We start from the raw sequence: 17299 nt of genomic DNA, 5'->3' as shown, positions 1-17299 counted from the left end.
AAAACTATGGACTTTATAATTGTGTTATAAGCTTAAGGGAAGGTGACGAATGGGTACAATTAATGATTATTATAACCAGGTTATATGCACTATTAATGAAGGCGTTATTGTTATAGATAAGAAAGGCATCATAAAAATCATTAATAATGCTGCTGAAAAAATGTTGAAGGTTAATGCAGAAAGTAGCATAGGGAAACATATTTTAAAAATATTTCCTTATGGTGAATTATTAAGTATAATTGAAAATAGAGAAGAACAATTAAATATAAAAGAGGGTAAATTTATTATAACCCGTAAAGTAATAACCCAAAATGGCGAAGTCATAGGTGCACTCCAAATATTTAGTAAAAAAACGGAAAATAAGATATTAATGAATTCACAAAGAAATGGAAGAATAGACGAAAATATTTTGAATACAATTTTTAATGCTGTAAAAGAATGTGTGGTTGTAGTAGATCAAAATGGAATAATAACTATGATGAGCGATGAATATAAAGAATTTATTAATTGCAAAAATCCAGAGGGAAAACATGTAACTGATGTTATAGAAAATACAAAATTACATATAATAGCGAAGAGTGGTAAACAAGAGTTTGGAGAAATTCAAGAAACTAATGGACATAAGATAATTTCGATAAGAGTTCCTATAAAGAAAGATGGTAAAATTGTAGGGGCCATTGGGAAAATAATGTTTAAAGATTTAGACAATTTTAAAATATTAAGTAATAAGATAAACAATTCACAAAAAGATGCTGAATATTGTAAAAATGAAATAAGCACAGATCAAAAAGCAATATATACTTTTGAAAACATTATAGGCAATAGTGTTAAAAGCCGCGAGGTAATGAAACTCGCCAGAAGAGTAGCTAAGATAGATTCAAACGTTTTAATTACTGGTGAAAGTGGAACGGGTAAAGAACTCTTCGCGCACTCCATTCATAATGCTAGTAGAAGATGCCAAAAGCCTTTTATAAAAATTAATTGTGGAGCTATTCCAGCACAGCTTTTTGAGTCGGAAATGTTTGGTTATGAAGAAGGCGCTTTTACTGGTGCTAAAAGATCAGGTAAGAAAGGTAAGTTTGAACATGCAAATGGCGGGACAGTCTTATTAGATGAAATTGGTGATATGCCTATGAATATGCAAGTTAAACTCCTAAGAGTTATTCAAGAAAAAGAATTAGTGAGGGTTGGCGGGAATGATGCTATCAAAGTTGACATAAGAATTATTGCGTCAACTAATAAGTCATTAGAACAGTTAATTAAAGATGGAAAGTTTAGAGAAGATTTGTATTATAGGTTGGATGTTATGCATTTAAAATTACCCTCATTAAGAGAAAGAGTAGAAGACATTGATGAATTGTCTAATGCATTAAGGGTAAAAATATGTAAAAAATATAATATCTACTCGGAGGGCATTTCAAGGGAGGCTATTGATTGTTTGAAATCTTATAACTGGCCGGGCAATATAAGACAACTTGAAAATGTAATAGAAAGAGCTATAAACCTGCTTGATACAGATATTTCTATAATGCCAAGACATTTTCCAGAAAAGATAATTAATGGTAAATTAAAAAAATATTCATTAGAAAATAATTATTTAAAAGATGTTGTTGAAACTATTGAGCAAGACCTTATCATGGAATGTATAAAAAAAACAGGAGGGAATAAAAAAGAAACTGCAAAAATATTGGGACTTAGTAGGGCCGGATTGTATAAGAAATTAAATAGGTATAATTTAATGAAATTAGCGAATCTACAATAGTACACATGTAAACTATGGTTACATGTGTTGTTTTTATATTAAAAATAGTTGCAGTGGTACAAATGGGGATTGTAAAAAAAATTATATGCTTAGGTGTATCAATACGTTGAAAATACTTTTAGTGATTTTTTTAACAATTAGGTTATAATATTAACAAGCTCAAGATGGGTAAGTGTATGGGGTTATTAGTGTTAACTAAGTTTACAGTCGTAGTTATAATTTGTTTTAAAAAATTGGCAGAGGTTGGTATAGTAAGAGTTGTAAGATTGTGCACACTTGGCATGGAAATTGCTAGTAATAAATATATAGGAAAAAACAAAAGCATATAATAAATTCCTATTATGTGGTAATAATATACTAGAGAAATAAATAAACGGAGGGTTATAATATGAGAGAAGTAGTAATTGTAGGAGCAGCAAGAACAGCAATAGGATCTTTTGGTGGAGGATTATCAAAAGTATCAGCTGTAGAAATGGGAACTGTTGCAGCTAAAGAGGCTATAAAAAGAGCAGGAATTAAACCAGAACTTGTAGAAGAAGTTGTTATTGGTAATGTAATACAAGCAGGACTTGGACAGAATGTTGCAAGACAAATATCAATACATGCAGGCATTCCAGATGAGGCTTCAGCACTTACAATAAATAAGGTTTGTGGATCAGGACTTAGAGCTGTAAGCATGGCAGCACAATTTATAATGTGTGGAGATGCGGAAGTAGTTTTAGCAGGCGGAACTGAAAGCATGAGCAACGCTCCATATGCACTACCAAACAATAGATGGGGTGCAAGAATGGGAGACGGAAAAGTAGTTGATACTATGATTAAAGACGCTCTATGGGATGCGTTTAATGACTATCATATGGGAGTTACAGCAGAAAATATTGCAGAAAAGTGGAACATAACTAGAGAAGATCAAGATCAATTTGCTTTGAAAAGTCAATTAAAAGCTGAAAAAGCTATAAAAGAAGGTAAATTCAAAGACGAAATCGTTCCAGTGGTAATCCCTCAAAGAAAGGGCGACCCAATAACATTTGATACAGATGAATTCCCGAAATTTGGTTCAACTATAGAAAAATTAAGAAAATTAAAACCAGCATTTAAAAAAGACGGTACTGTAACAGCAGCTAATGCATCAGGAATAAATGACGGTGCAGTTATGTTTGTAGTAATGTCAAGGGCTAAAGCAGATCAATTAGGACTTAAACCTCTAGTTACAATAAAATCTTATGCATCAGGTGGAGTAGATCCGAAAATAATGGGATATGGTCCAGTTCCAGCAAGTAAAAAAGCATTACAAAAAGCAGGAATGACCGTAGCTGATTTAGATTTAATAGAAGCTAACGAAGCTTTTGCATCTCAATCATTAGCTGTAGCTAAAGATTTAGGCTTAAATCCAGAAATAGTAAATGTTAATGGTGGGGCTATAGCACTTGGACATCCAGTAGGAGCTTCAGGTGGAAGAATACTTATTACATTAATATATGAAATGATAAAAAGAGATTCTAAAACAGGACTTGCTACATTATGTATAGGTGGCGGTCAAGGAACTGCGATTATCGTTCAAAGATAATAGCAAAAAAGGATCAGCAAAAAAATGCTGGTCCTTTTTTAGTTGATAGAAAATAAAGTAATTATTAATTAATATTCAGAATATTAATTAAGTAAGGATTTAATTTAAAATTTTGATATAAATGAAGATTAAGTAAAATTTAAGAAGCTTTTAATAATAATGTTATATAATATTAAAGAATAACTGCTAATAATATGGTATAATTATAAGGATAGGAGTGATATAGATGGTTAAAATAAAAAACGCTGTGCCAAACATGTTCACCTTAAGCAATATGTCTTGTGGAATTTTATCTATACTTATGAGTTTTGACGGAAATTATAAATTAGCAGCGGTATTTATTCTTTTAGCAGGAATATTTGATAGATATGATGGTAAAATAGCTAGGTTTTTAAATGTGGATAACGATTTAGGTAAAGAACTAGATTCATTATGCGATTTAGTATCTTTTGGTTTGGCACCTTCAATATTAATATTTAATATTTATAATTTCGCAGGGCTTGGGTCAATTGGGTATTTAATGGTTTTAATTTTCCCAGTAGCAGGTGCATATAGGTTAGCGAAATATAATATTACGGATTTTGATGGGGTTTTTTCAGGAATTCCTATTACTGTTACAGGCACATTTTTAGCACTGTATGCTTTATTTATGTTTAACAAAGCTTCAAATTTAGGGTCGACTATGATTTTAATGGTTATATTATCTTATTTAATGGTAAGCAAATTAAAATTTAAAAAACAATAGTTAAACAATTATAATGAAAAAAAATTTATAACGCAATTATAGTAAAAACCTCACTTTATAGTGAGGTTTTTTTAACAACATTTCAGAAGGTGAGTTTCCTACGCATATAATTGGGGGCACATATTATAGCAAAAATAAAATTTCAGTGGGAATATAAATCATCTTCTGGAGTCGTCAATTCATCTTCGTAGAAGATGTGCAGCTCCGCAGGAGATGATTTAATCTCTAAATTTATAATAATATTCAGGGGTATCTTCAGTAATAACCTTAAATTCATAACCTGAATCTAGATAGTATTTTATGATTTCAGGTAGAGCTTTTACAGTGTTTTTATTATTAAAATTGCAGTGCATAAGGAGTATGGCTACATTTTTATTTCCTTTAATTATTTTTGAATTTTTAATAAGTTGTGAGACACTTAAATTAGGGTTTATACCATCAGATAAATTAACATTCCAATCATATACTTTAAAATTGTTTTTATGAAGTTTCTCTAAATTAGAAGCATTTAAGCGTTTAGCGCTACCGCCAGGAAATCTAATAACCTTAGGAGCAAAGCCAGTGACTTCTTCAATTTTGTTGGAATCTTTTTTCATTTCATAAATAAACTCATCTGTACTTCTATATATTTTTTTAAAATTATGACTGTATGTGTGAAGACCTATACCATGACCCTCATTATATATTCTCTTAAGAATTGATTCCTTTCCTTGAATTTCTTTTCCTACTATAAAAAAAGTAGCTTTTACATTTTGTTTTTTTAATACATCTAATAAAGCATCGGTAACAACGTATGTAGGACCATCATCAAAAGTTAAATAAACAAATTTTGAAGTTTCAATATCGCCAGCAGATTTTAATGACGGACTACATGGTATAAATGCCTGGCTGTTTTTCTGTATATTGGATATATGTGGACTGTTAGATAATAAGAAACAAATAATAGTGGTAGCAAAAACAAGGAAAATACTTTTTTTTCTAAAACTCATATTATCACACACCTTTAATTTTGTCGTAATTAGTATACCCAAAGAAAAATGTATTAAAGCAGTATATTTTTATATGTAAAATTTTTATGTAGCGTGTAATAGGGATTTATAGATAGGTAGTATATCATCACCACAGGTGATGATAATTATGTTAAAGTAGGGCAAGAACATATCTGATGAGTTGTTGACATTCAATACTCAAATTTTGTATAATTATGTTGTTTGATAAAGTTGGAATCTTCTAATTTGTATGGAAAAATAAATTGATAAAATTTTTAAATTATAAATTTGAACATAAAAGATAAGAGGAGGATATACTATGCAACAAACGCCGAATGCTAATAGGCTTCATATAGCTATATTTGGAAAAAGAAATGTAGGGAAATCAAGTTTGATTAATGCAATTACGTCGCAGGATATTGCATTAGTATCTGATTTATCAGGAACCACAACAGACCCAGTTTATAAGGCAATGGAGCTACTTCCAATAGGTCCTGTTGTTATTATAGATACTGCGGGGTTTGATGACGAAGGCGTAATCGGAGAACTTAGAATAAAGAAAACTAAAGAAGTTATGGACAAAACTGATCTAGCACTTTTGGTTATTGACGGTAATGAGGAAGATTTATTATTTGAGAAAACATGGTATGAAGATTTAAAAAAAAGAAAAATACCTGTAGTTGGAGTCATCAATAAAGTAGACAAAAATGAAGTATCACTCAAGGATATTCAAAAGGTAATAGATCTAACTTTTGTTAATGTTAGCGCTAAAGATAAGACCAATATTGATGGGTTAAAAAAAGTAATTATGGCTAATGCGCCAGAGGATTTTGAAAAATGCACGATTGTCGGTGACATAGTAAAGCCGAAGGCAAGAGTAATAATTGTAGCACCACAAGATATCCAAGCCCCAAAAGGTAGACTAATACTACCGCAGGTTCAAGTAATAAGAGATCTTCTTGATAATGATGTTATGGCACTAGTGGTAAAGGATAGTGAACTAGAGGACATTTTAGCCGCGCTAAAGGACAAACCAGATTTGGTGATTACGGATTCGCAGGTATTTAAAAAAGTCAATTCTATAGTACCAAAAGATGTACCACTTACTTCCTTTTCTATACTTATGGCTAGGTATAAAGGAGATTTACGCACCTTAGTTAAAGGGGCAAAAGCTATAGATACATTGAAACCAGGAGATAAGGTACTTATAGCAGAAGCTTGCACCCATCATCCACTTGTTGGAGATATAGGCCGAGAGAAGCTTCCTATATGGCTTGGGGAAAAAGTAGGTGGAAAGCTAGATATAACGATTTGCGCCGGCAGCAGTTTTCCAGATGATTTAAGCGGATATAAGCTAATAGTTCATTGTGGAGCCTGTATGGTTAATAGGCAGCAATTCATGTCAAGGATTAAGAAGGCTAATATAGAGGAACTGCCTATTACCAATTTCGGTATAGCTATAGCACATATAAATGGTATATTGGATAGAGTACTTAGTGCGTTTGAAGAAGATTCTTTTTAAAGAAAGTTTTTTGAAAAGTATTATATAAAATTAATATAGGGGTAATTTAACTTGAATTTAAATCAACAATTTCAGATGTGCAGAGGGACGTAATTGATAGGACATACTCAATGGGTACTTATATACCTATAAAGACAAAAAAGGGAATGAATAAAGGTGTTGCACACAGAGTAAAAGAGGTATATAGTTATGTGGGAATAGCGGCTAGTAAATTTGAAACTATTAAATGAATTGATAATATTACATTAGAATTAATGAAGAGGCTGTCAAAATTAAAGCTAAAATAAGGGATAAAAGAGAATTTATTTTAAAATTATGGGTATAATACTTTAAATATACCCATAATAATTGAAATTTTAACCATTAATGGAGTATTATATTTAACTTTAGGTTGCAACAGTATATATTAATTTTAGTTCAGTATTATTATTAAATACAGGTAGATAAAAAGAATTTAAAAAAATAAGTTGACTTATTGATTATATAATTTAGAATGTAACATATATAATAATATGAATTAACAATAGAAAGGGGTAGTTTAAATGAAGAAAAAAATATATATTGATGGAATGAGTTGCTCACATTGTGTAAGCCATGTAAAGGAGGCATTACTCGATATTGGTGCTAGTAAATTAAAAGTAGATTTAGAAGAAAAATTTGCAGTAGCAGAATTTGAAGACGAAACAACTGATAATGACATTACGGAAGCTATTGAAGAAATAGGATATGAAGTTACTGAGGTAGAAGAAGATTAATATAAAAAAATAAAAAGTTTGCCAATATTGGTAGGCTTTTTTTCTGTCTACTTTTTCATGTCCATTATATGTAGAAACTATAAATATTGGGTAAATAATTAGAAGAAATTATTTGCCCAATATAATATATGAATTTTTTAAAAAGGTACAGATGTATTTTCCTTAATTATTATAAAAATATTAATTATAAAATTTTAATTGAACATTTATTTTCTTATCTTGTATTTCTAAAATAACATAAGAATACCATGGTTCACGTCTTTTACACGTGGGTGAACCTGGATTTATCATGAGTACTTTATTTTTAGTCAAAATAAGTGGCTGATGAGTGTGTCCAAAGATGATTATATCAACTTTATCATCTATAAATTTATCATAGGCTGTATTTAGTGTGCTTTTGCTATTACCATGGCCGTGATACAAACCAATTTTATATCCTTCCACAGATATAATTACTTTTTCTTTTAGTAAATCTCTGATGTATCCTTTATCATTATTTCCCCATACTCCAACAAAGTTCTTATGCTCTTTTAATTTTGACACGACGCTTGAGGAAATATAATCACCTGCATGAATTATCATGTCGGCTTCTTTAAATATATTATTTATTAATTTAAAAAGTTTATCATTATGTTTTTTCGCATGAGTATCAGATAATATCGCAATTTTCATATTTCATCACCTTATAATATTATAGTATTTTATATTATTATTTGCTACATAATTAGTATGTGCGATATATGATATTTCTGTTATAATTATTATATAAATAAAAAGGGTATATTTTTACATTTATTGTGAAGTTTTAGATTTTTATTAAAGCGCAAGGAGAAAAAATGGGGGAAATAGAAGACACGGTCTTAATGTTAGAGCAAACAGGAATAAATATAAAAAACGAGAGATCTTTGCACTCATCCATTAAGCAATGGTATGCGGTGCCAGGGGACAGATTAGAAGTAAAAGTAGATAAATATATAATTGATTTGGTAAGGGAAGATTCATTAATTGAAATACAAACGAAAAATTTTGGTGCAATTGGCAATAAGCTTAGAGAATTGGTTAAGTACAATAAGGTTATGCTAGTACACCCTATAGCTGTTGAAAAATATATAGTAACAACAGAAAAAACTAATAAAGTAATTAGTAGAAGAAAATCTCCTAAAAAAGGTAAAGTGGTTGATTTATTTGATGAGTTAATTAGAATACCTGATTTAATGGCGGAAGAAAATTTTATACTGGAAATCTTAATGACTAAAGAAGAAGAGATACGGTGCAAGGATGGTAAAGGAAGCTGGAGAAGAAAAGGAATAAGCATTGTGGATAGAAAGCTTTTAGAAGTAGTAGATAAAATAACATTTAGAGAAGTAAAAGATTTTTTTGAATTTTTACCACAAGAACTACCAGTGAATTTTACCAATAAACAATTAGCGAAAACATTAAAAGTTACGGTATACAAGGCAAGAAAAATTACTTATTGTTTTAGACAAATGAAGATTATAAAAGAAGTAGGAAAGATTAAAAATGAACTTATATTTGAGAGGGTGTGAAGAATGGATAATAAACCTAAAGTTATCACATTTATGCTGATATCCGCTTTTGCATTTATAGGAGCTCTATTAATTATTAAACCTCAATTCAATTTTTTAGTTCTGCCTCCACCTTTAGGGTTTATATCTGCTATGTGTGCAGGAGCAGCCTATACCTTAATCCGATGTTTAAGAGATAGAGAAAAAGCATCGACTATCGTATTTTATTTTTCTTTTGTTTCAGTTGTATCAATGTTGAAAAAAAAGTTAAAGATTAATAAAAAAACTATTACTACAAGTCGGAGGTCAATTTTAGAATTATAGGAGGAGTAATATATGGATAAGAAAAAGGTTTACGTAACAAGAATAATCCCCAATGAGGCTATTAAGCTTTTAAAAAAGCATTTTGATGTAGAAATTAATCCTCAAGATAGAGTTTTATTAAGAGGAGAGCTCTTAGAAAAGGTAAAAGGTAAGGATGCAGTTTTATGTCTCTTGACTGATAATATTGATAAAGAGGTATTTGAGACAGCTGGTGAAAAATGTAAGATATTTGCTAACTACGCAGCAGGGTACAGCAATATTGATACAGCTGCAGCGACTCAAAGTGGAGTAATAATTACAAACACTCCGCAGGTACTGGATGATGCGACTGCTGACTTAGCATGGACACTGCTTATGGTTGTATCTAGAAGAATCATTGCAGCAGATAAATTCACAAGAAATGGTGCTTTTCAATCTTGCGATCCTATGATGTTTCTTGGACGTGAAATCACGGGTAAGACTTTAGGAATTGTAGGAGCAGGGAGAATTGGTTTTAATTTTGCAAAGAAAGCCAAGGCTTTTGATATGAAGATACTTTATACTGATTTGTTGCGAAATTATGAAATGGAAAAAGAATTGGGTGCTATTTATGTGGATAAAGAAGCATTATTAAAGGAAGCGGATTTCGTTTCATTACATGTACCACTTTCACCTTCTACCAGACACTATATTAGTGAAAAGGAATTTTCTGTGATGAAAAACACTTCAGTTATTGTTAATACATGTAGTGGTCCAGTAATCGATGAAAAAGCATTAGTTAAAGCCCTTAAGCAAGGTGAAATATGGGGAGCTGGGCTTGATGTATTTGAACATGAGCCAGACATTGAACCAGAGCTTCTCGATATGTACAATGTTGCAATTGTTCCACATATTGCCTCGGCTACGATGGAAACAAGGACAAAAATGGGATTAACTGCAGCTAATAATATTATTAAAGTATTGAATGGTGAAAAGCCGGATACTTGTGTTAATGTGGAAGTATTAAAATAATGTTCCCAATAAATCACTCCCATTCAGATTAACGAAGGGAAGTGATTTATTTTAATTGTAATAATATTCTGAGAACTTTATTGACTTTTATTTTGCAAAATGGTAATATAATGAAATGAATAAGAGAAGCAGAAAACATTTACAGGGTGGAATTAAACTTGAAAATCTTGACGTTACCATGGGAGGTAAGTTATATGATAAGAATTGATGCTAAAGGAAAAACTTGTCCCATACCAGTTATAGAAGCCAGGAACGCTCTTAAAGCAGTTGAAGAAGATGAAACCGTATTAGTTATTGTAGATAATGAAATGGCTAAGAAAAATTTAGAAAAAATGGCTAAGGGAATGGGATACAAATGGGAATCCAAAACTATTAATGAATATCATTATGAAGTTAAAATTATAAAAGGGTTAGGTTCAGATGAATCTGTTAAAGAATTAGAAAATGAGAAAAAGGAAAATACATTAGTTGTTATATCTTCTGATAAAATGGGAGAAGGGAATGATGAATTAGGACAAGTTCTAATTAAAGGCTTTATTTATGCTTTGGTAGAAGCAGAACAAATCCCCTCTACTATTGTTTTCTATAATGGGGGAGTAAAACTTCCAACCAAACAATCTTCAGTGTTAGATAGCTTGCAAAAATTAGAGAGGTTGGGAGTGGAAATTTTATCTTGCGGAACATGCCTTAACTATTATAATTTAGAAGATGAGCTGTCTGTTGGACAAATCACAAATATGTATAACATTGTTGAAAAAATGAATGCTGCTAATAAAATTATTAAGCCTTAGATTATAAGGCTTTTTTTTATTTACTCTGTTTGGTAATTTTTTCATATATTCATTAATATGATATTGGTAGTAGTAAAATATCATGAAAATAGAATATGAGCTATGTCCAAGCTATTAGAAAATTAGGTGCAGAGACTATAGTAATAGATTTAAACTATAATTGAAGCACATTCAAATAAATAACAAAATATAGAGGAATAGAAGGAGGATTTTCTATGAATTTAGATTTTAAAAAAGTATTAAAGAAAGCAGAAGAGTACAAAGGGGACATAACAAGGTTTCTTCGTGACATGATTGCTATTCCTAGTGAAAGCTGTGATGAACGTAGAGTCGTTGAGAGAATAAAAGAGGAAATGCAGAAAGTAGGCTTCGATAAGATAGACATAGATAATATGGGAAATATAATAGGAACTATAGGGCATGGTAAACATATTATTGCTATGGATGCACATGTAGATACAGTAGGCATAGGAGATAAGGGGTTATGGCAGTATGACCCATACAAAGGCTATGAAGATATGGAAGTAATCATAGGACGTGGTGGAAGTGACCAAAAGGGTGGTATGGCTTCTATGGTTTATGCCGGGAAAATTATTAAAGACTTAAACTTACAAGGTGACTATACTCTGCTTATTACAGGTACGCTACAAAAACATGAATGTGAAGGGAATTGTTGGCAGTACATGATAAATGAAGACAAGATTCAGCCGGAATTTGTTGTGATTACAGAGCCTACCTCCTGCAATATATATAGGGGGCAAAGAGGAAGAATGGAGGTAAAAGTAATTACTCATGGTAGCACAACAGAGCGAGGAGAAAATGATATTTATAAAATGGCACCTTTTTTTAATGAGTTGAAAGATCTTAATGAAAGATTACATTATGATGATTTTTTGGGGAAAGGAACCTTAACTGTTTCTGAGGTGTTTTTTACTTCTTCATCAAGAAGCGCGATGGGAGATAGTCAAACCATATCAATAGATAGAAGATTAACCAATGGAGAAACGTATGATGAGGCCCTAGAGCAAATAAGAAATCTTTCATCGGTGAAAGATTTGAAAGCTGAGGTTTCCATGTATGATTACGAAAAACCTTCCTATAAGGGAGTTGTTTACCCTACAGCTGCTTATTTTGAATCTTGGATAACAGATGAGGACCATCCAGTTTGCGAAACATTAGTAAGCGGATATAAAGGCTTATTTAATGAGGAGCCTCTAGTTGACAAATGGGCATTTTCTACAAATGGAGTTTCTATTATGGGCAGATACGGTATACCTTGCATTGGCTTTGGACCAGGTCATGAAGAAGAGTCGCATTCTCCAAATGAAAGAACTTGGAAACGTGAATTAGTAAATGCTGCAGCTATGTATGCAGTTATTCCTAGTTTATATGTAAGCAGATTAGTAAAAGATAGTGTTAATTTAGGTGTAGATAATTACTCTTATAAAGAGTAGAATAAAAAATATAAACAATTTATTCTTAAGTAAGACTGTTTATATTAATTTTATTGAGGTGATTATGAAGAATATGAAAAAACTATACGTTGTTGAAAAGGTTGTCACAATATTAACTTTATCATTGCTTTTAATAGGTGCGTGGCTTAGTTATACAAATAACGTTTCTGGCGGTGTAATTATCTTATGTGTAGGGGTGATATCCTCATTACTAAGAAATAAATTTTTTAAAAAAATAGAATATAAAAACAAAAAAAGTGAATTTTATTTTTGAAATAATAATTATAATTTATGTGTTACTATTATTAATTATAGGTTTAAAGGGGTGCAGCCGATAAATCTGTGATAGCAGAAATACTGAAGTTTACATAAAAAACAGTGAGTATATGTGCCAATTTTAAATAGAGGTTAATTAGGTACAGGCGACATATATATGTCGCCTGTACCTAATTAATCTAAAAAAATATATCACTATAATTCAATATTTTCAAACACTCCCTTACCCAAAAACACTATTAAACTGCTAAATATAAGATTATAGGTAATAAATAGTGTGTAGGCTATTAGCATTCCCGTAGAACTATATAATGCTATCAGAAGGACTATACCAGGTGATAGTATTAAAAGTAAGATTGCAATTCTTATAAGAGATGTAAATACTATGTTATTACCACTGCCTAAAATTCTTCTAGTAAGAATTCCACCATAGATGAAAAGAGAACCTATTGAAACAAAGGCTATTATATTAAGGAGAATAAGAATGATACTACTTTTAAATAATATTCCTGTTATTGCAAACACTATAGTTCCATCAATAAGGTTTTTAAGGTTATCAACTACAGTTGCATAGATAACCTTCTTAAAGGCGTGGGCTGGTAATATGTAAATGTATGGGTTTGATAAATCTCTTTGCCACTTACTAGCAAAGGTAAAAAATAATTGAAGATATATCATGCCACCTAAGACTATTTTTAAATCTTTTATAGGGCTAAATAATCCAGCACTTATTGCTATAACTGCGTAAATAACAGACACTACATTTATCAATGCAAAACCAGTCTTTTTATACTCTAATATTTGTCTCCAAAATATAGCAGAGGCAAATTTTCCTTTTTTAGTGTATTGAACTTTTCTTACTTTAGGTTTTTTACCCGGTTGTACAAATAATCGCTCACCCCGACGCGTGGCGGAGATGGCTGTTTCTTTTAATTCAGTTGAAGCTAAAACATCTTCATAATAGTCAAGTTGCATAGAGTAAATTAAATAACTGAAAATACCTCCAGACGCAACAATCAGAGCTATATAAACAAAAAATATTGAATGTATGCCATTCATTGAAGATAATATAATTGCCCTTACCCACCCGTATACAGGAATATATGAAATGGCAGGACTATTTAGCAATGATATAATAGCCTTAACTGGGGACCTAGTTATATATAATTCTATAAAGTATACTATAATTAGGGATACTCCTAAAAATTTAAAAGTATTTCTTAAAATAACCTTATTTTTTTCACATTTAGAAGCTATTGAATATAATAATATCTTTAGTATTGAGTTGAAAATGAGCATAATGAATAAGCCAAAGATAATTACTATAATTCCATAGGATTTAATATTAGTAAAACGATAAAGGTTAGGTCCTTGAAATGAAACAAAAAAAACTGCTATAAATGAAGTATATATTTGTTTTAAAAATCCATATACTAAAACTTTCTGAGGACTAGTGGGAGATGTAAATACTAAATTTATGTCTGCACCCCTAAAAAAAGTGGCTCCATTATTTATTGAGGAATAGAGGTCCGGTGCGGTGAACAGTAAAATAATAAATCCTACAATAGTAGTGTACAACGCTGGATCTAAAATATTTTGCTTGCTGGTATTACTGCTGCCAAAAATAAAAGTTAGTGACAAAAGTATAAGAAGTATAATATAGGCAATTAGCTTTATTGGCTTTCGCTTTAGTTCTAATAAAAAATTTCTTATAGATTTTTTTATTATATAAAATAATGGCTTCATACGCTATCCTCTGTTACATCAAAGAAGAGTTCTTCTAAGGTCTCATTCCTATTCATAAGCTCTTGCTTTGTACCGGAGAGTACTATATTTCCATTTTTCATTATCAATACCTTGTCCCAAAAATCATCAACACTATCTATTATGTGGGTACTTATTAGAATGGCAGAACCTTTTTCTCTGAGCTCTAAAATTGCTTTCTTTAGTTCTTTTATTGCTTTAGGATCTAGGCCCATTAAAGGCTCATCAAATAATACTACCTTAGGGTTTATTATTAAGGCGCAGCAAATACTTACTTTTTGCATCATACCCTTGGACAGCTCTTTTCCAAGCTTATTTCTTTTATCAATTAAATCAAATCTTTTAAGTAATTCTTCGGCTTTTTCCTTATAGTTATTTATACCATAAGCGGCAGCCATATATTCTATATGCTCATAAACTGTGAGCAAATCAAACATAGCTGGAACCTCTGGAACATAGGAAAATAATTTTTTTGCCTCAACACTCTTGTTTTTGTGATTACAAATTTCAATGTATCCATCATATTTTAATAGCCCAGCGATGCATTTTATTGTGGTGCTTTTTCCAGCACCATTTGGGCCCAAAAGAATAGCAATTTCACCTTCATTTACTTGAAAGCTAATATTGTTTACAACTAATTCTTTAGAATATTTTTTACTTAGGTTTTGTACAGTAAGCATATGTTCATCTCCTTAAATAGGTAAAATCACCATAATTATAACAAAACGGTTATCTTTAGGCAAGGTCTGTATTTAAGTAGAAAGAACCATCCTAAATTTAATATTTAGGATGGTTCTAATTTATTGTGAAATATATCTGATTTATATCCAAAGGTGGTTCAAATATTCTTGGGGTTAATTACAAGAATATTAATTTATAACGGTAGCGTTAGCATACCCTTGAGTTACATAGTTGTTATCACTATTTTAATCCCCACAAGTGCTAGAACTAAGGCGACAACACACAGAGTAATTAAAATAGAGGTATTTTCCGACATTTCAGACACATTTTCGTTTTCAGGTTTCATAATTATTTGTCTCCATTTCAGCAATTATTGGCCATGCTATAAATTTCAATCTAATACTGGTATGATGATAATTCTTATTATCTATATTTTGCATGTCTTGTTTTATACTATCGTTGTAGCAACCTATTCCTATACAAATTAATACTACTAAATAAGTATTGCATTTAAGTGTCAATATTGTTAACAATTTATAACCATAATATTATATCACAAAATGGGTAAACTATATAATGCATTGGATATGTGCAGTGTATTTTGTACATTAGAAGGGAGAATATTTATGAATAAAAATGATTTAGAAGAAATAAAAAAAATGAAAAAACAATCGGAATCAAATAAAGGTGTTAGTGGTGCGTCAAACGGCGATGTGACTAATATGTATAACATGCCTAACATGGCTAGTGGCCCTAGTGATGCTACTCCAGAAGAAAAGCAACAATTAAATGCACGTTCAGAAGCATCTAAAGGCACTACTGAAAAATAATTTTAAGGCAGGATAATCCTGCCTTAAAATTATTTTTCAGTATAGATTATAACATATGTCTATCAACACCATATCCGTACCTAAAGCAATTGACAACACTCGAACTTTTATCTGCAACAATAACATCCCATAAGTCTTCCGTATTTGTGCCTATAGCTCTTCCTGCAACTCCTGCACTATAACAAGAAGCAGTATTAATAAAATTCCATCCCAAATCAATAGGTTTATTATTATTATTATTATTATTATTATTATTATTATTATTATTATTAGTGTGAGTGTATCCATAGACATAACATAGTATTTTTCTTGGACCTTGGCTCGTGGAATTTATTTATAAAATAAAAGCACTTCTATTATTGATATGCTTGATTACTAATAATTAAGCATTACTTATTCATATGGCTACACTTTTCTAATTTCTCAACAAATAATGTTGCAATCCTGGATAGATTTTTTTCATGAACTAAATAAGAAAAAAATCTATTGTATTTTGTTTTGATAGGTATAATTTTAAGTTCATTGTTAATGGCAGCATCAGTTACTACTAAAGATGAGATAAAAGTTACACCTAGATTGTTTTTAACAGCTTCTTTAATGGAGTAGTTACTTCCGAGAATAATGAAGTTTTTTGGAGATATGCCTTCTGCATTTAAAAAGATATTTAGATATTCACCAGTGCCAGAACCCTCTTCTCTATGCATCCAAGTTTGATTTGACAAACAAGTTTTAAGTCCAATATTTTGGTCATATGTAAAGGAATTTGGAGTTACAACAACCATTGTATCCTCATAAAAATTTTTGAAAGTATAGTCATGCACAGGGACGCTGCCTTCAGTTAAAGCAATATCAATATCATAGTTTTTAAATTTTTCATAAATATTATGGGTATTTTCAATAGCAACTTCTAGTTTTATGTTTGGAAACTCTTTAATAAACTCTCCTAGTATTGAGGGCAGTAAAAATTCACCTATAGTCATGCTTGCGCCAATCTTTAAAGTGCCAGAGGTGGAATTATGATAATTGTTAAGTTCTTCTTTTGTATCATCTATTAGGGAGATTATTTGTTTAGCTTTTTTGTACAACATTTCTCCAGTTTGTGTAATTAATATACTTCTCTGTTTATTTGATCTTTCTATTAGTCTTGTATTGAAGTGTTTTTCTAAAATTACAATATGTAAGCTTACGCTAGGCTGAGATATGTTGATGCTCTTTGCAGCCTTTGTGAAACTTTTCTTATCTACCACAGCAATAAAGGTTTTTAATTCCTCAATCAAAATTATCACCCTACCTATCAGAAATATTAATAAGTATTATATAAAA

General features: G+C 30.7%; 20 protein-coding genes. 13 read left to right on the top strand and 7 right to left on the bottom strand.

The window, feature by feature from the left end:
• The first annotated feature begins 49 nt into the window (after positions 1–49).
• The 4 genes from ACWJKE_RS10390 to pssA all read left to right on the top strand — a co-directional run bounded on the left by ACWJKE_RS10390 (position 50) and on the right by pssA (position 4074).
• On the top strand, positions 50–1762 hold the full coding sequence (locus ACWJKE_RS10390; protein ID WP_216302205.1) for a sigma-54 interaction domain-containing protein: 1713 nt from the start codon (positions 50–52) through the stop codon (positions 1760–1762).
• Positions 1763–1938: 176 nt separating this feature from the next.
• Positions 1939–2091, top strand: a complete 153-nt coding sequence (locus tag ACWJKE_RS10385) for a hypothetical protein (RefSeq protein ID WP_216302204.1) — start codon at positions 1939–1941, stop codon at positions 2089–2091.
• Between the two features lie 59 nt (positions 2092–2150).
• Positions 2151–3329 (top strand): acetyl-CoA C-acetyltransferase, encoded by a 1179-nt coding sequence (locus ACWJKE_RS10380; protein ID WP_216302203.1) that lies wholly within the window; start codon positions 2151–2153, stop codon positions 3327–3329.
• Between the two features lie 226 nt (positions 3330–3555).
• The gene (gene pssA, locus ACWJKE_RS10375; RefSeq protein ID WP_165413341.1) at positions 3556–4074 is read left to right on the top strand and encodes a CDP-diacylglycerol--serine O-phosphatidyltransferase; all 519 of its coding nucleotides are present in this window, start codon (positions 3556–3558) and stop codon (positions 4072–4074) included.
• Positions 4075–4292: 218 nt separating this feature from the next.
• Here pssA and ACWJKE_RS10370 read toward each other — a convergent pair whose 3' ends face one another.
• Positions 4293–5063 carry a polysaccharide deacetylase family protein gene (locus ACWJKE_RS10370; protein ID WP_216303876.1) on the bottom strand — a complete coding sequence of 257 codons (771 nt, stop codon included), beginning with the start codon at positions 5061–5063 and terminating at the stop codon, positions 4293–4295.
• A gap of 319 nt (positions 5064–5382) precedes the next feature.
• Between ACWJKE_RS10370 and hydF the strand changes: the two genes are divergently transcribed.
• The gene (gene hydF / locus ACWJKE_RS10365; protein ID WP_462958769.1) at positions 5383–6585 is read left to right on the top strand and encodes a [FeFe] hydrogenase H-cluster maturation GTPase HydF; all 1203 of its coding nucleotides are present in this window, start codon (positions 5383–5385) and stop codon (positions 6583–6585) included.
• Positions 6586–7127: 542 nt separating this feature from the next.
• Complete coding sequence (locus tag ACWJKE_RS10360; protein WP_165413344.1) at positions 7128–7340, top strand: heavy-metal-associated domain-containing protein; 213 nt, start codon at positions 7128–7130, stop codon at positions 7338–7340.
• A 180-nt stretch (positions 7341–7520) separates the two neighbouring features.
• Here the strand turns inward: ACWJKE_RS10360 and ACWJKE_RS10355 are convergent, their stop codons facing one another.
• Positions 7521–8012 carry a metallophosphoesterase family protein gene (locus ACWJKE_RS10355; protein ID WP_165413345.1) on the bottom strand — a complete coding sequence of 164 codons (492 nt, stop codon included), beginning with the start codon at positions 8010–8012 and terminating at the stop codon, positions 7521–7523.
• Positions 8013–8176: 164 nt separating this feature from the next.
• Here ACWJKE_RS10355 and ACWJKE_RS10350 point away from each other — a divergent pair, with 164 nt between their 5' ends.
• The 6 genes from ACWJKE_RS10350 to ACWJKE_RS10325 all read left to right on the top strand — a co-directional run bounded on the left by ACWJKE_RS10350 (position 8177) and on the right by ACWJKE_RS10325 (position 12699).
• Positions 8177–8887 (top strand): hypothetical protein, encoded by a 711-nt coding sequence (locus ACWJKE_RS10350; protein ID WP_216303874.1) that lies wholly within the window; start codon positions 8177–8179, stop codon positions 8885–8887.
• Between the two features lie 3 nt (positions 8888–8890).
• Positions 8891–9190 (top strand): hypothetical protein, encoded by a 300-nt coding sequence (locus tag ACWJKE_RS10345; RefSeq protein ID WP_216303873.1) that lies wholly within the window; start codon positions 8891–8893, stop codon positions 9188–9190.
• A 12-nt stretch (positions 9191–9202) separates the two neighbouring features.
• The gene (locus ACWJKE_RS10340) at positions 9203–10180 is read left to right on the top strand and encodes a 2-hydroxyacid dehydrogenase (RefSeq protein WP_216303872.1); all 978 of its coding nucleotides are present in this window, start codon (positions 9203–9205) and stop codon (positions 10178–10180) included.
• Positions 10181–10374: 194 nt separating this feature from the next.
• Positions 10375–10971, top strand: coding sequence for a sulfurtransferase-like selenium metabolism protein YedF (yedF, locus tag ACWJKE_RS10335; RefSeq protein ID WP_462958768.1), 597 nt, complete (start codon positions 10375–10377; stop codon positions 10969–10971).
• Positions 10972–11186: 215 nt separating this feature from the next.
• On the top strand, positions 11187–12425 hold the full coding sequence (locus ACWJKE_RS10330) for a YgeY family selenium metabolism-linked hydrolase (protein WP_216303870.1): 1239 nt from the start codon (positions 11187–11189) through the stop codon (positions 12423–12425).
• Positions 12426–12489: 64 nt separating this feature from the next.
• Positions 12490–12699, top strand: a complete 210-nt coding sequence (locus ACWJKE_RS10325) for a hypothetical protein (protein ID WP_462953244.1) — start codon at positions 12490–12492, stop codon at positions 12697–12699.
• Positions 12700–12896: 197 nt separating this feature from the next.
• Here the strand turns inward: ACWJKE_RS10325 and ACWJKE_RS10320 are convergent, their stop codons facing one another.
• The 3 genes from ACWJKE_RS10320 to ACWJKE_RS10310 all read right to left on the bottom strand — a co-directional run bounded on the left by ACWJKE_RS10320 (position 12897) and on the right by ACWJKE_RS10310 (position 15492).
• Positions 12897–14447: a putative ABC exporter domain-containing protein gene (locus tag ACWJKE_RS10320; RefSeq protein WP_216303868.1), complete on the bottom strand. Its 1551-nt coding sequence runs from the start codon at positions 14445–14447 to the stop codon at positions 12897–12899.
• On the bottom strand, positions 14444–15145 hold the full coding sequence (locus ACWJKE_RS10315; protein ID WP_216303867.1) for an ABC transporter ATP-binding protein: 702 nt from the start codon (positions 15143–15145) through the stop codon (positions 14444–14446). The genes ACWJKE_RS10320 and ACWJKE_RS10315 overlap by 4 nt, the downstream gene beginning before the upstream one ends.
• A gap of 224 nt (positions 15146–15369) precedes the next feature.
• Positions 15370–15492: a hypothetical protein gene (locus ACWJKE_RS10310; protein WP_258280580.1), complete on the bottom strand. Its 123-nt coding sequence runs from the start codon at positions 15490–15492 to the stop codon at positions 15370–15372.
• Positions 15493–15706: 214 nt separating this feature from the next.
• On the opposite strand from ACWJKE_RS10310, the gene ACWJKE_RS10305 reads away from it, so the two are divergent.
• Positions 15707–15976: a hypothetical protein gene (locus tag ACWJKE_RS10305; RefSeq protein ID WP_216303866.1), complete on the top strand. Its 270-nt coding sequence runs from the start codon at positions 15707–15709 to the stop codon at positions 15974–15976.
• Between the two features lie 46 nt (positions 15977–16022).
• On the opposite strand, the gene ACWJKE_RS10300 is transcribed toward ACWJKE_RS10305, so the two are convergent.
• Together ACWJKE_RS10300 and ACWJKE_RS10295 are read right to left on the bottom strand one after the other, a co-directional pair.
• A complete protein-coding gene (locus ACWJKE_RS10300) occupies positions 16023–16190 on the bottom strand; it encodes a hypothetical protein (protein WP_216303865.1) in 168 nt (55 codons plus the stop codon).
• A gap of 175 nt (positions 16191–16365) precedes the next feature.
• Positions 16366–17253: a LysR substrate-binding domain-containing protein gene (locus ACWJKE_RS10295; RefSeq protein ID WP_216303864.1), complete on the bottom strand. Its 888-nt coding sequence runs from the start codon at positions 17251–17253 to the stop codon at positions 16366–16368.
• Positions 17254–17299 lie beyond the last annotated feature (46 nt).

It is taken from the genome of Clostridium sp. CM036 (assembly GCF_055081135.1).
The sequence above is the reverse complement of the archived record's forward strand: the minus strand, read 5'-3'. Positions and strand labels throughout refer to the sequence as shown.

What these genes read in the sequence shown, in the direction of transcription:
- ACWJKE_RS10390 (WP_216302205.1), top strand. Translation starts at nt 50, where the DNA reads ATGGGTACAATTAATGATTATTATAACCAGGTTATATGCACTATTAAT.
- ACWJKE_RS10385 (WP_216302204.1), top strand. Translation starts at nt 1,939, where the DNA reads ATGGGGTTATTAGTGTTAACTAAGTTTACAGTCGTAGTTATAATTTGT.
- ACWJKE_RS10380 (WP_216302203.1), top strand. Translation starts at nt 2,151, where the DNA reads ATGAGAGAAGTAGTAATTGTAGGAGCAGCAAGAACAGCAATAGGATCT.
- pssA (WP_165413341.1), top strand. Translation starts at nt 3,556, where the DNA reads ATGGTTAAAATAAAAAACGCTGTGCCAAACATGTTCACCTTAAGCAAT.
- ACWJKE_RS10370 (WP_216303876.1), bottom strand. Translation starts at nt 5,063, where the DNA reads ATGAGTTTTAGAAAAAAAAGTATTTTCCTTGTTTTTGCTACCACTATT.
- hydF (WP_462958769.1), top strand. Translation starts at nt 5,383, where the DNA reads ATGCAACAAACGCCGAATGCTAATAGGCTTCATATAGCTATATTTGGA.
- ACWJKE_RS10360 (WP_165413344.1), top strand. Translation starts at nt 7,128, where the DNA reads ATGAAGAAAAAAATATATATTGATGGAATGAGTTGCTCACATTGTGTA.
- ACWJKE_RS10355 (WP_165413345.1), bottom strand. Translation starts at nt 8,012, where the DNA reads ATGAAAATTGCGATATTATCTGATACTCATGCGAAAAAACATAATGAT.
- ACWJKE_RS10350 (WP_216303874.1), top strand. Translation starts at nt 8,177, where the DNA reads ATGGGGGAAATAGAAGACACGGTCTTAATGTTAGAGCAAACAGGAATA.
- ACWJKE_RS10345 (WP_216303873.1), top strand. Translation starts at nt 8,891, where the DNA reads ATGGATAATAAACCTAAAGTTATCACATTTATGCTGATATCCGCTTTT.
- ACWJKE_RS10340 (WP_216303872.1), top strand. Translation starts at nt 9,203, where the DNA reads ATGGATAAGAAAAAGGTTTACGTAACAAGAATAATCCCCAATGAGGCT.
- yedF (WP_462958768.1), top strand. Translation starts at nt 10,375, where the DNA reads ATGATAAGAATTGATGCTAAAGGAAAAACTTGTCCCATACCAGTTATA.
- ACWJKE_RS10330 (WP_216303870.1), top strand. Translation starts at nt 11,187, where the DNA reads ATGAATTTAGATTTTAAAAAAGTATTAAAGAAAGCAGAAGAGTACAAA.
- ACWJKE_RS10325 (WP_462953244.1), top strand. Translation starts at nt 12,490, where the DNA reads ATGAAGAATATGAAAAAACTATACGTTGTTGAAAAGGTTGTCACAATA.
- ACWJKE_RS10320 (WP_216303868.1), bottom strand. Translation starts at nt 14,447, where the DNA reads ATGAAGCCATTATTTTATATAATAAAAAAATCTATAAGAAATTTTTTA.
- ACWJKE_RS10315 (WP_216303867.1), bottom strand. Translation starts at nt 15,145, where the DNA reads ATGCTTACTGTACAAAACCTAAGTAAAAAATATTCTAAAGAATTAGTT.
- ACWJKE_RS10310 (WP_258280580.1), bottom strand. Translation starts at nt 15,492, where the DNA reads ATGAAACCTGAAAACGAAAATGTGTCTGAAATGTCGGAAAATACCTCT.
- ACWJKE_RS10305 (WP_216303866.1), top strand. Translation starts at nt 15,707, where the DNA reads ATGGGTAAACTATATAATGCATTGGATATGTGCAGTGTATTTTGTACA.